Genomic DNA, 12948 nt, shown 5'->3' with positions numbered 1-12948 from the left:
AGGAAAGTGAATGGTGCCCCATGGCGACGGGCAATGAGACGGTGAAGAGCAAGGACGATCTGGTGAAGTGGTTGAAAGACCACCGCATCACCGAAGTCGAAGTGATGGTGTCGGATATGGCCGGCATCGCGCGCGGCAAGATCCTTCCGACGAAGAAATTCATCTCAGGTCTCACCGAGCGCACGCTGCGCCTGCCGGAGTCGATCTTCGGCCAGACGGTGACCGGCGACTTCATCGACAGCGACGCGCTTTCCGACACCGAGCCGGACATCATCCTCGACCCCGATCCGCAGACCGTCCGCGTCGTGCCCTGGTACGAGGAACCGACTGCGCAGATCATCTGCGACGCGAATTACCGCGACGGTGCCCATGTCCCCATCGCGCCGCGCAACGTGCTGAAACGCGTGCTCGCGCTTTACGAGGCGAAGGGCTGGCAGCCGGTCGTCGCGCCGGAGATCGAATTCTTCCTCGCGGCCAAGAACATCGACCCCGACTATCCGCTGGAGCCGCCGGTCGGCACGAACGGCCGCAAGGAGACGGCACGCCAATCCTATGGCATCGACGCGGTCAACGAGTTCGATCCGATCTTCGAGGACATGTATGATTTCTGCGAAGCGCAGGACCTCGACATCGACACGCTGATCCATGAATCGGGCGCGGCCCAGGTCGAGATCAATTTCGACCACGGCGATCCGCTCGAAATCGCCGACCAGGCTTTCCTCTTCAAGCGCACGATGCGCCAGGCGGCGATGAAGCACGGCGTCTATGCGACCTTCATGGCCAAGCCCTATGAGGGCGAGCCCGGGAGCGCCATGCATATCCACCAGTCGATCGTCGACGTGGGAACGGGCGAGAACCTCTTCTCGACCAGGCAGGGCCGCGACACGAAGCTTTTCCTGTCCTACATCGCCGGATTGCAGAAGCATCTGCCGAACGCGATGGCGCTGATCGCGCCCAACGTCAATTCCTACCGCCGCATCGTCCGCGACCTCGCGGCCCCCATCAACACGCATTGGGGCCACGAGAACCGCACGGTCGGCCTGCGCGTACCGGAGGCGAAGCGCGCCGCCCGCCGCGTCGAGAACCGCGTGCCGGGCGCCGACTGCAATCCCTATCTCGCCATCGCCGCCTCACTCGCCTGCGGCTATATCGGAATGGCCAATGGACTGGTGCCGACCAAGGAGATGAAGGGCAACGCCTACGAGTCGAAGCGCTACGCCCTGCCGCGCCATCTTCTCGACGCGCTCGACAATCTGCGCTCGTCATCCGACCTCAAGGAAATCCTCGGCCATGATTTCGTGACGGTCTATCTCGACGTCAAATACACCGAGCATGAGGCCTATCAGCAGGTGATCTCCGCCTGGGAGCGCGAGCATCTGCTGCTGAACGTGTGAGAGATTTCCTTCTCGTCATGCCCCGCAGAACGCGGGGCATGACGACGAGTGAGCAGAACCCGACTCGCATCTCCACGTGATTTCTGTAGAATGCAGACCATGTACCACACGGGCTCACATAGCAGCCGCCGGCAGAAGCGCGATCTTCTGATCCTTTGCGCGCGCATCGGCTACAATCCTTAGAAGCGCTCCGGCGCGGAGGAAAATCCTTCGCGTCCCTTTCCGAAAATCGAAAAAACGGAACGACGGAGCATTCCCATGTCGCAGACAATTGCGAAATCAAATCAGACCAAGCGCTGGCAGGAGATGGATGCCGCGCATCATCTCCATCCCTTCACGACGCATCACCAGCTCGCCAAGACCGGCGCGCGCGTCATCACGCACGCCAAGGGCGTCTATCTCTACGATAGCGAAGGCCACAAGCTCATCGACGGCATGGCGGGCCTCTGGTGCGTGCAGGTCGGCTATGGCCGCGAGGAGCTGGCGGAAGCCGGCTACAAGGCGCTGAAGGAGCTGCCCTATTACAACGCCTTCTTCCAGACGACGAATCCCTACACGGCCGAGCTTTCGCAGAAACTGTCGGAAGTGACGCCCAAGGGCATCGACCGTTTCTTCTTCGCCAATTCGGGTTCCGAAGGTAACGACAGCGCGGTGAAGATCATCCGCTATTTCTGGAACCTCCAGAAGAAGCCGAAGAAGAAGATCTTCATCGCCCGCAAGAAGGCCTATCACGGCGTGACCATCGCCGCGGCCTCGCTCTCGGGCCTCACCTCCATGCATCCGCAGGCCGACCTGCCGATGCCGGGCTTCGTCCATATCGACTGCCCCTATTGGTATGGCGAGGGCGGAGACATGAGCCCGGAGGAATTCGGTCTCAAGACGGCCCGCGCGCTGGAAGAGAAGATCCTCGAACTCGGCGCGGAGAATGTCGCGGCCTTCGTCGCCGAACCCGTGCAGGGCGCCGGCGGCCTCATCATTCCGCCCGCGACCTATTGGGGCGAGATCAATCGCATCTGCAAGAAGTACGACATCCTGCTTCATGTCGATGAAGTGATCTGCGGCTTCGGGCGCACGGGCAACTGGTTCGGCTCGCAGACCTATGGCATCGAGCCCGACATGATCAACATGGCCAAGGGCCTCTCGTCCGGCTATCAGCCGATTGCCGCCGTGGGCCTTGGCGGCCGCGTCGGCGACGCGATCTTCAACTCCGATGAGGAGTGGTCGCACGGCTTCACTTACTCCGGCCACCCCGTCGCCTGCGCCGTGGCGCTGGCCAATCTCGAAGTGATGCAGAAGGAGCATCTCGTCGAAAAGGCGGGAGGTGCCATCGGCGCCTATTTCCAGAAGAAGCTCGCCGAACTCGGCGATCATCCGCTGGTCGGCGAGACGCGCGGCGTGGGCCTGCTCGGCGCGATCGAACTGGTGAAGAACAAGGCGACGCGGGAGAAATATCCCTCGGAACTCGATGTCGGCTACCGCTGCCGCGTCCATTGCTTCGACAATGGGCTCGTCATGCGCGCCATCGGCGACACCATGGTTCTGAGCCCGCCGCTGGTCATTTCGGAAAGCGAGATCGACGAACTTTTCGGCCTTGCCCGCAAATGCATCGACCTCATCGCCAAGGATCTCGGCGTCCTCTGAGCACGGTCAGGGCGGGATTTCCCTTGCGGCAATTTGGCGCATCCCGGCGTCTTGTTGCCGCAAGGCACTGAAATCCTTGATCATTTGCCCGGTTACGGTTGGGTTTCGCTTGTCCCGGCGGTCGACGGGGTCCGCCATTGAACTCCCCGGACCTGAGTCCTATGTATTTGGACATGAGGGCGGAGCGACAAGCCCTGCCGGACGACCTGCCCCCCGCTCGTCTGGTGAGGTGCTCTGGCCCCAGGGCGCCGGATTATTCCCCTCCCGGCGCCAAGCGCAGAAGAAGCGCGGTTGCGCCCCGTCATCCCCCCTGACGGGGCGCAACTATTTTGCGAGCCCGTCCAATTCCAACTTTGACGGGGCGCAACTATTTTCAGCACCTCATACAGAGCGCAAATTTCCCGCCGGGTGCTGTATAAGACCTTCTCAATTCATCGAATGAATGCGCGATCAGCGCTGACCCGCCGGGACCTTCCATGCAGGATGACGACGACGAGCCGCATATCACGCTGAGCGACGAGGATCTCGACGCGCTTGTAGAGGAAATCCCGCTGCTTCGCGGCGTTCGCCTCTTCGCGGAGGAAGCGGCCCAGCTTCCCTGGTTCACGGCGCTTGGCGAACCGCTCGACCGGGAAGTGAAGCGGCTCGCCCGCGATTATCTCGACGCGCTCGGCTTTCCGGATGTGGAGCCCGCCCGCGTCGCGAGCTGGGAGGACGCGGCGGATGCCGCCGCCAACATGGATTTCGACACGGCGCAATGGGAGGCCGAGGAGCAACTCCGCGCCGGGCTTGCGAGCGATGCGCTGGAATATATCTCCGAGGAAGGCCTCTCCATTGCCCTGACGCATGTGGCCGCCATTCTGGGCGGCCTGCTCGGAGCCTCGGTGCGCGAAGCGGCCGCGTTGGCCGAGATCGATGACGAGGCGCTGCTGGATGCCGCAGCGGGCGCCGCCGTGCAGGCCGCGCACAATGCGGCGCTGGCGCTCATTGCAGGCGCGGAAGAAGATCATCCGTTCCGTACCAAGTTCGCCCTCTTCGCCCGCGGCCGCTGGCCCATCGGCGTTGCCGGTCTCACACTCAATATTTTCTGAAAGAAGATCCGAACGTGAAGCTGAAGCTTGCAACCTGGAACATCAATTCCGTCCGCCTTCGGATCAATCTCGCCGAAAAGCTCCTTGCCGAGCATCAGCCGGATGTTCTCTGCCTTCAGGAAATCAAGTGCATCAACGACGCCTTTCCGCTGAAGGATTTCCGCAAGGCGGGCTATGAGCATGTCGCGATCAATGGCCAGAAGGGCTATCACGGCGTCGCCATCGTCAGCCGCATTCCCTTCAGGAAGATCGAGACGAAGGAATTCTGCGGCAAGGGCGACGCGCGCCACGTCTCCGTCGATCTCGACGTGCCCGGCGGAATGACGCTCCACAATTTCTACGTGCCAGCCGGCGGCGACGAGCCGGATCCGGAAATCAACGAGAAGTTCGCCCACAAGCTCGCCTTCATGCGCGAGATGACGGAGTGGTATGGCGGCATGAAGAAGAAGAGCGAGAACCGCATGGTTCTCGTCGGCGATCTCAACGTCGCGCCGCTCGAACACGATGTCTGGTCGCACAAGCAGCTGCTCAAGGTCGTCAGCCATACGCCTGTCGAGGTCGAGTTGATGAAGGAGATCATCGCCTCGCACGACTGGGTGGACGTGATGCGGCGCTTCGTGCCGGAAACCGAGAAGCTCTATTCCTGGTGGAGCTACCGCGCCAAGGACTGGGACGCCGCCGATCGCGGCCGCAGGCTCGACCACATCTGGGTGACGCCCGCGCTCAAGGACGCGCCGCAATTGATGCAGGTCTTGCGCGAAGCGAGGGGGTGGGAGCGGGCATCCGACCACGTGCCCGTGATCGCGACCATGAAGCTTTAGCTGGGGGGCCAGCTCGGGGGTAAAGCTTTCGGGCAGCCATGCCCGCTCCTGGGGCTCCTCCTAATGCAGCGGTTCGACGGATCGTCCGACTGTTCTTGATTAGGGTAGCCACCCTACTCTAGGGTGTTGACCCTAGGAGCGCAAGAGCCCACCATTGCTCCGGCCTTTGCAAATTTGCGATCCTTCTTCCAGGAATCGGACAACGCCGGGCCAGGCGGAACGAAAAAGCGCGAGAATCCGCCGACATGGCATCCAAGACCCCGGCACCCAAGACCAAGGACCGCATCCTCACCGCGAGCCTCCGCCTGTTCAACGAGAACGGCTATGACACGGTGACGACGGCACGGATCGCGGAAGACGTCGGCATTTCCGAGGGCAATCTCTGGTACCACTTCCGCACCAAGAAGGACCTCGTCCGGGCCCATCAGCATTCGCTGATCCGCCGCATCGATACGAGGCTGGCCATTCAGTCGACGCCCGAAACCGTGCTCGACGCCTATGTGCTCTTCAACCGGATGGTCTTCGAGGAGGTCTGGGAATACCAGTTCCTCTACCGCGACCATGCCGAATATGGCCGCACCTCGTCGGAGCTGGAAGGCAAGGTTAGCCGTGTCTATGAGCTGACGACGGCCATGCTGGAAAAGATGTTCCGGCACATGATCGAGGCAGGCCATCTCTCGATGCCCGAGGAAGAACTGGGCGCGCTGGCCGACAATGTGTGGATGGTGATCCGCTACTGGCCGAGCTTCCTGCGCGAGACGCGCCATGTGGTGAAACTCGACAAGCAATCGCTCAATGCCGGAATCCGGCACCACTTCGCGCTGTTCGAAACGCATCTGACGGCGAAGGCGCGCGCCTATCTGGACGCCCACGCCTATAACTGACGCGGGAAGCCCTTATTCGGCGGGCTTTTCCTTGCGCTTCAGCGTCACGAAGGTCGCCGTGGAGCTGCCCGTCGCGAGCAGCGTTCCGTCCTCGGCCAGCAATTCGCCCTCGATGAAGCCAACCGACTTGCCGCGCTTGATGACGCGGCCCCGGCCGATGATGCGGCCCGGACGCGCGGCATTGAGCATCGAGACCTTTAGCTCCAGCGTCGGGCTGATCTGACCCCATTCGAGATCGAGGCCGACGGCGAGGCTCATCACGTCGTCGAGCATGGCGGCGACCATGCCGCCCTGAATGCCGCCCCACATGTTGCAGAGCTCGGGCCCCGCATTGAATGCGACCTCGACGGTCCGCGCGGCCTGATCGGCGTCGATGATCTCGAGGCCGAGATAGCGGCTGGCGGGCGCCATGCGCTTGAACACGGCCTGAATGTTGGGCGGCCAATTCTTCGACGCCTTGTCCTCCGCCGTCTGGTCTGCCGTGCCGCTCATCCCACGCTCCCTAGGTTCGGTTCTTCTTGTTCATGTCGAGGCCCAGCTCGGCGATGTCCCGGCCCACCGCTTCGAGGCGGCGGCTCAAGGCCCGCACCACGGAACCCGCCATCTCGGGAAATTCGTCCATCAGCCGGTCGAAGACCGCCCGGCTGACCTTCAGCGTCTGAAGATGTGTCGCCGCCTTCACGGTCGAGCGCCGCACCCCTCCCTGAAAGAGGGCGGTTTCGCCGATGAGGTCGCCCCTGTCAAGCCGGAGCGCCCGCTTCTCCCCGCCCCGCGCCTCCGCGCCGACATGGGCCAGCATCACCGCCTCGCCCTCGACGATGAGATAGGCGTCCTCTGCCGGATCGCCCGCTTCGAACAGCGTCTGGCCGGGTTCGAACTCCGGCTGTTCGGCCGTGAAGGCCAGCACCTCGAGGCGCACCGGGTCGAGGTCCGCGAAAAGGTCGTGCCGCTGCAGAAGCGCAATGATCGTCTTGAGGCTCATGGAGAGACCATAACGAAAGCCGGCGCGTCACGGAACCGCGGGAACGATTGCCCCCTGCCCGCCCCGCCGCTAAGAAGAACGGACAAAGGAGCCCGGCCATGACCGAAACAGGCGCGATCGCATGGGACTATCCCGAACCCTTCATCCATGAGGTGACGGTCGAGCCGCAGCATATCGACGATTTTCAGCATACGAACAATGTCGTCTATCTGACCTGGATGGCAAAGACCGCGTGGGAACATTCGAAGGCGCTCGGCCTCGACTTCGCGGCCTATGCGAGGCTCAATCGCGGCATGGTGGTCCGGCGGCATGAACTCGAATATCTGGCGCCCAGCCATGCCGGAGAACGTGTCCTGGTGGCAACCTGGATTACGGGCAATGACGGAAGATTGCGGCTCCGCCGCCGCTTTCAGATGGTGAATGCGGCGACCGGCACGACGCTGCTGCGCGGCCTTTCCGACTTCGTCTGCATCAATATCGAGACCGGCCGCGCGACGCGCATGCCCGACGAATTCGCCAAAACCTACAGGCTCACCGCTTCCGTCGAGGGAGACAATTGAGAGGATCGACGCTGCGTCGAAATGCCCCCTTTCGGTAAAGCCGTCCGTGCGGCACAGGAGGGCCGTCCAGTCCTCTTGTGTATCGAAGGCACCATGATCGACCGCATCGACGCCGCCACCCTCTTCTTCGCCAACCTCCTCCTCGCCGTGGCGGTCGCCACCGTGATCTGGGGCGCGACAGCGCTTCTCATGGCGGCGCTGGTCGGCGTGCCGATCATGCTCGGCACGATCGTTCGCATTTCGATGACGGCAAAAGCCTGAGGCCACTCAGCTCGCGAGCACGGCCGCCTGCGCGGGATCGAGATATTCCTCCAGCCGCGTGATGCGTCCGTCCTTCACCATAACGACAAGACATGCCGGCATGGCGAAATCCTCGCCATTCGGCCGCTTGCCGCGCAGCACATGCTGCTGCAGATAACCGCCGGGAATGACGACGCGGCGCAGAATGTCATATCTGCGCTGCGGCAGCACCTTCGCCATCCAGCCAAGCACTTTCAGGTTCTGCTCGACCGTCTGATTGACCTGATCGAAGTTGTGCCAGATCTCGGCGTCGGGCGCATAGCACGCGGCCTTCAGAGTTTCGATGTCGCCCGCCTCGATCGCGGCGACGAAGCGCTCCGCCAGCGCGAGAACGTCAGCTTCCGTATCGGCCATTTTCCTCCCTCCCCTTTTTGCCTCATGCTTCAGGGCACGAGACGATAACCCCCCGCTTCCGTCACGAGGATCTCGGCGTTCGACGGATCCTTTTCGATCTTCTGCCGGAGCCGATAGATATGCGTTTCGAGCGTATGCGTCGTCACGCCTGAATTGTAGCCCCAAACCTCCGTAAGCAGAACATCGCGACCCACGACCTTCTGTCCCGCACGATAGAGATATTTGAGGATGCTCGTCTCCTTTTCGGTGAGACGGATCTTTCTGTCCGCCGGATCGATAAGCAGCTTTGCGCTCGGCCGGAAGGAATAAGGCCCGATGTTGAAAACCGCATCCTCGCTCTGCTCATGGCTTCGCAGATGGGCCCGAATGCGCGCGAGCAGGACGCCGAAACGGAATGGCTTCGTCACATAGTCATTGGCGCCCGCATCGAGGCCGAGAATGGCGTCGGCATCCGTATCGGCGCCGGTGAGCATGATGATCGGCGCCTTGATCCCGTCGCGCCGCATCAGGCGGCATGCCTCGCGCCCGTCCATGTCGGGCAGTCCGACGTCGAGCAGCACGAGATCGACATGGGCATGGCGCACATGGTCGAGCCCGGCGGAGGCCGTCGCCGCGACCGCCACATCGAATTCCTCATGGAGCTGCAACTGCTCCACCAGCGAACCGCGCAGCGCCTCGTCGTCATCGACAATCAGGAGTTTCTTGACACTCATCGGTTCAGAGCGTGTAGCCGAAATATTTGATGTGCTTTTCAAGGATCGGAAGCACGGGTTCGAGATGCTTCTGATAACGGCGCCAGCGATCAGCCGCACTGGAATAGATGGGCTGCGTCACCTGCGCATAGGAAGGCGTGCGGATCGTACCGCGCGCCAGCGCGTGCGCGGCAGGATCGGCCTGCGCCTCGTTCCAGGGAAGGCCGAGGAAATCGAGCACGGGCTCGACCTCGCCGCGCAGGTCGCGGATGAGATTCTCGTAGCGCACCTCGACGACATTGAGCGGCAACAAGGCACGATATTGCTGCCACAGCGTCATGACGCGGTCGTAGAGATGAGCGGCGCCCTCAAGGGTAAGAAAATTCACCATCGAACCGTTCAGGCGGAAGTTCTGCATGAAACACGACAGGACGCAGTCGGCCGGGTGACGCAGTGCGAGGATGATCTTCGCCTCCGGAAACGCCCGCGCGATAAGGCCCGAATGGATGAGGCTGAGCGGCATCTTGTCGATGACGAATTTCGAAGCGACATCGCCGCCTTCACTTGCAAGCGCCTGCCAGTAGACGGAACGCAGGCCCTGCCTCTGCGACCCGGTCAGCGACGGAAGGCACGCGGGATAGCCACCCTCAAGCTTGCTGGCCGCATCGACGGACTTTCGAATGAGGATCTTTTCCTCAAGCACCTGAATATCGGGATGGGCATCGCAAATCTGATCGAGCAGCGTCGTGCCCGAGCGGGGGAACCCGACAAGAAAGACCGGCGGTCCCCGGTGCCCGGCCTCGACTCCCAATGCAGGCAGAGCCGTCCATGACGCGATCTTTTCCGGGGTTGCAAATTCGAGCAGTCGCTCGACCTGCAGGAAGTAGGCCTTCCTGTCGACGCCAATTATATCGGCCTCTTCGGCGGCGAATTCATTCATGCGGCCATAGTGATGAAAGGCCGCGTCGACATCGTCGAGCCTGTCGCAGGTTTCCGCCAGTTCCTGTTCAAGGCCGCGCTTGTGCTCGAAAGGACGATTGGTCAGGTCGACCGCAGCAAGACGATTGCGCGCATCCACGAGGACACTGCGATCCTTCGGATGCAGGCGCCGCATCGCCCTGGCCCTCAGCCGCACCGCCTCCCCGTCGTTCGGATCGATGGCGAGCGCCCTGTCCGCACAGGCGACCGCCTCATCGAGCTCCGTAAGCCGCTCATGAAGGTCGGCCATGAGCGAATAGATGCTCGATGGCGGCGAGGGCAATTTTTCGAGTGCCTTGTCGCAATAAGAAAGCGCCTCGCGATAAAGCCCGATCTCGGTCAATCCATGTGCGGCCCTGAGATAGGGGACCGGAAGATCCGGGCGCAGCTCGATGGCTTTTTCGAAATCCGCGACCGCCGCCTTGTAATCCTCTTTGTAGCGCCAGGCGGTGCCACGATTGATATAGCCATCCACATAGGTCGGATCGATGGCGAGCGCCTTGTCGTAGGCAGCCATGCATTCATCCAGCTTGCCCTGTTCGCGCTGGGCATTGCCGAGATTGACAAGCATGTTCGGCGAGGGTGCACGCGCCGCCTTGACCGCGAGAGCAATAAGTTCTTCCGCCTGTGCCAGCTTTCCGGTGTCCTGCGCGAGCAGCCCCGTCAGATGCAGCGCATCGGGATTGTTCGGCTGCAAGCTGAGTATCTTTTCGAGGATCTGCGATGCCTCGCGGAAGCGCCGCGCCGAATAATGGCCGGCGGCGGCCTGCAGCGCTGCAAGGATTTCGGCCGGCGAGGGAGCGGGCGGCTTCATCCGGAACCCTGCGCCCTGCCCCACGCCTGGCACCTGCACCGTGGCGCCCGCGCCATAGGCCGAGGGCGGCAGGCCGACGGTCGGACGGGCGGCAAAACCGGGCCGCGGGGGCATGAAGCCGGAATTATTGCCCGGCTTCGAGGGGCGCTTGCTCATGTGACTCCTGATCCTTCGAAATGCGGCGCCGGGAGTTTGCCATAGTGCGCTGCGCCGACCAAACGCGGCATGAGCAGGCCAAACCAGCCCGGCAAGCTCTGCCCACCGGCATGGAGGGGCAAATCGGGCGCATCCTTAAACTGTTGTTTTCCAACAATTTTCATCTGGCCCGGCGCTTGCTCTCACAAAGGCGGCGCAGCAACGCCGGTTTGGAAAGGCCTTGGGGTCGGATGACGGATTTCACAGCGATCGCGACGCATCCCGTGCAGGGCAAGCACAACATGGCCTCGGACGCTTTCGAGGCGTTGAAGACGGCCCGCACCCAGACCGGGACGCCGAAGGCGAGCGAACTCAGCTTCGGCGATCTGTTGGACACCATTAATCCGCTTCAACATATTCCCGTCGTCTCGAGCCTCTATCGCGAGTTGACGGGCGACACGATCGGCCCCGGCGCGAGGGTCGCCGGCGGCGCGCTATACGGCGGCCCGATCAGCCTCGTCGCATCCGTCTTCGACGCGGCGCTCGAGGCGGTTACCGGCTCCGATTTCGGCGGGCATGTGATCGCAACGCTTACTGGCGACGAGAAAAAGGAACCCGAGGCCGTCGCCTCTGCGGCCCCTGCGGCGCTTGAAACTGCGGCAGTGGCCAAAGCCGAACCAGCATCGGCGCAACCGGTCAAGCTCGCCGCCGCGAGCCCGACCGCTCCGACCTCCGCCGTTCCCAAGCCGATCCCGCAACTGAGCCCCGACGCATTCAACGCACTGCTCAACTCCTTTGCCGATCCCAAGGCTGCGAGGGCGGCAAACCCGGAGCTTGCCGCCGCAACCCCACCTGACGCGCAAAAAGAAAAGACGAAGGCAGCGGATGCCTCTCACAGGCCCGCCGATCTTTCGGCCACCATCGCAAGCGGCCTCGATCAGCTGGACAACCTGAAGCGGACACAGCCCGACATTCCGCTGGCGACCTCGTTTGCCGGACCCGAAGCAAGCGGGCTCTGAGAGAGCGCACCGATTGGCGAACCGCCTAGAGGCGCAGTAAACTCCGGCGCATGGATATTCGCGTCTCTGCTCTTCCCGGACATCGACAGGGCATTCTGCGTTTCGACGCCGAGAGCTTTCCGTGCGCGCTCGGCCGCTCCGGCATCGTGACCGACAAGCGCGAAGGCGATGGCGGAACGCCCGTCGGCAGTTTCGCGTTGCGCGAGCTTCTGTTCCGGCCGGATCGGGCGGCGAAGCCCCTCACCGCGCTCTCCGCAAAACCGATCGCGCCTGATGACGGTTGGTGCGACGCGCCTTCGGACAAGGCCTATAACCGGCCCGTCAAACTTCCCTACAAGGCAAGCGCCGAAACGCTGTGGCGCGAAGACCATCTCTACGATCTCGTCGTGCCGCTCGGCTACAACGACGATCCGGTGAGACACGGCGCAGGCAGCGCCATCTTCTTTCACCTCGCCAAGGAAGACGGAAGCGGTCTTGCCGCGACGGAGGGCTGCGTGGCCCTGCGTCTCCCGGACATGTTGCATATCCTTGCGCGCGTCACGCCGGAAACGCGCATGATCGTGGAACTCGCCTCAGCCGCGTGAGCCGAAAAGCGCGCTGCCAACCCTGACATGCGTCGCGCCGAAGGCGATGGCCGTTTCGAAATCGGCGCTCATGCCCATGGAGAGCTTCGCGAGCCCGTTGCGCCGCGCCATCTTGTCGAGCAGCGCGAAATGAAGCGCGGGCTCCTCGTCGACCGGCGGAATGCACATGAGGCCTTCGATCGCGAGGCCGTAGACATCGCGGCACCGCGAGACGAAGCCGTCGACCTCCAGGGGAAGAATGCCTGCCTTTTGCGGTTCCTCGCCTGTATTCACCTGAATGAAGAGACGCGGCATGGCGGCGCCCCTTTCGCGCTCCTTCACCAGGGCTTCGGCGAGACGATCGCGGTCGAGCGTGTGGAAGACGTCAAAGAGCGCGAGCGCTTCCTTGAGCTTGTTGGTCTGCAGGGGACCGATCAGGTGGAGTTCGAGCCCCGGCGTTGCAGCCTTGAGCGCCGGCCATTTGGCGGCCGCTTCCTGCACCCGGTTCTCGCCGAAGACGCGCTGGCCCGCCGCGATGAGCGGCTCGATCTCGGCGGCGCCGAAAGTCTTGGACACCGCCACCAGCGTCACTTCGTCGGGCGAACGGCCCGCGTCGCGCGCAGCCTTGACGATCCGCGCCTTTATGGCGGCAAGACGGCCCGCCGGCGTCTCGCCCGGCTCCGCGCTCTGTTGTAGGCTTGGCCCGACCATGGATGCGCC

15 protein-coding genes are annotated in these 12948 nt (G+C 62.8%); 9 read left to right on the top strand and 6 right to left on the bottom strand.

What is annotated here, in order from left to right:
* Nucleotides 1-20 precede the first annotated feature (20 nt).
* The 5 genes from ABFC66_RS02480 (at nucleotide 21) to ABFC66_RS02460 (ending at nucleotide 5831) form a co-directional block, all read left to right on the top strand.
* Nucleotides 21-1394, top strand: coding sequence for a glutamine synthetase family protein (locus ABFC66_RS02480; protein ID WP_346739367.1), 1374 nt, complete (start codon nucleotides 21-23; stop codon nucleotides 1392-1394).
* Nucleotides 1395-1652: 258 nt separating this feature from the next.
* Nucleotides 1653-3035 carry an aspartate aminotransferase family protein gene (locus ABFC66_RS02475; protein ID WP_346739366.1) on the top strand — a complete coding sequence of 461 codons (1383 nt, stop codon included), beginning with the start codon at nucleotides 1653-1655 and terminating at the stop codon, nucleotides 3033-3035.
* Between the two features lie 476 nt (nucleotides 3036-3511).
* On the top strand, nucleotides 3512-4126 hold the full coding sequence (locus tag ABFC66_RS02470) for a hypothetical protein (protein WP_346739365.1): 615 nt from the start codon (nucleotides 3512-3514) through the stop codon (nucleotides 4124-4126).
* Between the two features lie 14 nt (nucleotides 4127-4140).
* Nucleotides 4141-4947 (top strand): exodeoxyribonuclease III, encoded by an 807-nt coding sequence (gene xth / locus ABFC66_RS02465; RefSeq protein WP_346739364.1) that lies wholly within the window; start codon nucleotides 4141-4143, stop codon nucleotides 4945-4947.
* Between the two features lie 245 nt (nucleotides 4948-5192).
* Complete coding sequence (locus ABFC66_RS02460) at nucleotides 5193-5831, top strand: TetR/AcrR family transcriptional regulator (protein WP_346739363.1); 639 nt, start codon at nucleotides 5193-5195, stop codon at nucleotides 5829-5831.
* A gap of 12 nt (nucleotides 5832-5843) precedes the next feature.
* Here ABFC66_RS02460 and ABFC66_RS02455 read toward each other — a convergent pair whose 3' ends face one another.
* Nucleotides 5844-6323 (bottom strand): PaaI family thioesterase, encoded by a 480-nt coding sequence (locus ABFC66_RS02455; RefSeq protein WP_346739362.1) that lies wholly within the window; start codon nucleotides 6321-6323, stop codon nucleotides 5844-5846.
* 10 nt (nucleotides 6324-6333) lie between these two features.
* Entirely contained in the window at nucleotides 6334-6813 is a 480-nt protein-coding gene (locus tag ABFC66_RS02450) for a Crp/Fnr family transcriptional regulator (RefSeq protein WP_346739361.1), read from the bottom strand.
* A gap of 98 nt (nucleotides 6814-6911) precedes the next feature.
* On the opposite strand from ABFC66_RS02450, the gene ABFC66_RS02445 reads away from it, so the two are divergent.
* Together ABFC66_RS02445 and ABFC66_RS02440 are read left to right on the top strand one after the other, a co-directional pair.
* The gene (locus ABFC66_RS02445; RefSeq protein ID WP_346739360.1) at nucleotides 6912-7373 is read left to right on the top strand and encodes a thioesterase family protein; all 462 of its coding nucleotides are present in this window, start codon (nucleotides 6912-6914) and stop codon (nucleotides 7371-7373) included.
* 93 nt (nucleotides 7374-7466) lie between these two features.
* Entirely contained in the window at nucleotides 7467-7634 is a 168-nt protein-coding gene (locus ABFC66_RS02440; RefSeq protein WP_346739359.1) for a hypothetical protein, read from the top strand.
* 6 nt (nucleotides 7635-7640) lie between these two features.
* Here the strand turns inward: ABFC66_RS02440 and ABFC66_RS02435 are convergent, their stop codons facing one another.
* From ABFC66_RS02435 to ABFC66_RS02425, 3 genes are read right to left on the bottom strand one after another with little or no spacing between them, the layout of a single operon-like run.
* Complete coding sequence (locus ABFC66_RS02435) at nucleotides 7641-8027, bottom strand: nuclear transport factor 2 family protein (protein WP_346739358.1); 387 nt, start codon at nucleotides 8025-8027, stop codon at nucleotides 7641-7643.
* 29 nt (nucleotides 8028-8056) lie between these two features.
* Entirely contained in the window at nucleotides 8057-8740 is a 684-nt protein-coding gene (locus ABFC66_RS02430; protein WP_346739357.1) for a response regulator transcription factor, read from the bottom strand.
* A gap of 4 nt (nucleotides 8741-8744) precedes the next feature.
* Nucleotides 8745-10667, bottom strand: coding sequence for a sulfotransferase (locus tag ABFC66_RS02425; RefSeq protein ID WP_346739356.1), 1923 nt, complete (start codon nucleotides 10665-10667; stop codon nucleotides 8745-8747).
* A gap of 230 nt (nucleotides 10668-10897) precedes the next feature.
* Between ABFC66_RS02425 and ABFC66_RS02420 the strand changes: the two genes are divergently transcribed.
* Both ABFC66_RS02420 and ABFC66_RS02415 read left to right on the top strand, forming a co-directional pair.
* Nucleotides 10898-11665: a hypothetical protein gene (locus tag ABFC66_RS02420; RefSeq protein ID WP_346739355.1), complete on the top strand. Its 768-nt coding sequence runs from the start codon at nucleotides 10898-10900 to the stop codon at nucleotides 11663-11665.
* Between the two features lie 50 nt (nucleotides 11666-11715).
* The gene (locus ABFC66_RS02415) at nucleotides 11716-12249 is read left to right on the top strand and encodes a L,D-transpeptidase family protein (protein ID WP_346739354.1); all 534 of its coding nucleotides are present in this window, start codon (nucleotides 11716-11718) and stop codon (nucleotides 12247-12249) included.
* Here ABFC66_RS02415 and ABFC66_RS02410 read toward each other — a convergent pair.
* Nucleotides 12238-12939 carry a YggS family pyridoxal phosphate-dependent enzyme gene (locus tag ABFC66_RS02410; protein WP_346739353.1) on the bottom strand — a complete coding sequence of 234 codons (702 nt, stop codon included), beginning with the start codon at nucleotides 12937-12939 and terminating at the stop codon, nucleotides 12238-12240. The genes ABFC66_RS02415 and ABFC66_RS02410 overlap by 12 nt on opposite strands.
* Nucleotides 12940-12948: the final 9 nt, after the last annotated feature.

It is taken from the genome of Parvibaculum sp. (assembly GCF_039680535.1).
GTDB lineage: Bacteria > Pseudomonadota > Alphaproteobacteria > Parvibaculales > Parvibaculaceae > Parvibaculum.
Note: the sequence above shows the minus strand (reverse complement) of the source record. Positions and strands in the feature narration are given on the sequence as shown.